Origin of the sequence: Photobacterium obscurum, from assembly GCF_026191635.1 — a bacterium.
Classification (GTDB): Bacteria; Pseudomonadota; Gammaproteobacteria; order Enterobacterales; family Vibrionaceae; genus Photobacterium; species Photobacterium obscurum.
In genome coordinates, this window is sequence record NZ_JAKRRW010000069.1 from 1 (window position 1) to 396 (window position 396).

The 396-nt window shown below is 56.8% G+C and carries 1 protein-coding gene; it reads right to left on the reverse strand.

The features are described 5' to 3' along the window. The coding region (locus MD588_RS25950) for an Ig-like domain-containing protein (RefSeq protein WP_265700837.1) at window positions 1-396 on the reverse strand (396 nt) is incomplete at both ends.

Below are 396 nucleotides of genomic sequence, written 5' to 3' on the forward strand. Positions count from 1 at the left end.
GGTAAAGCCACTCAGGCTACCACCAACCACGGTGATATCACCGACTGCAAAGTCACTGCTGGCTTCACTCAGGGTGAAACTCAAATTCGCGGTTTCACCCGCTTTCAGGCTCGGCTTGTCGCTAGCGATACTGATCCCCGGCAGCTGGGTATCCAAGGTAATGGCGAGCTGAGTCGCCGCAGTATTATCGTTACCGGCACTGTCGGTAAAGGCATTAGCGGCCACATCAATGGTCGCCGCCGCGGTGCGGTCACTGTCCGGGGTAAACGTCGCGCTATAACTGGTGCCGCTGCCACTAAAGCCGCTCAACGAGCCACCGGCGACAGTAATATCATCAACCGCAAAGTCAGAGCTCGCTTCGCTCAAAGTGAAGGTCAAGCTAGCCGTTTCACCCGC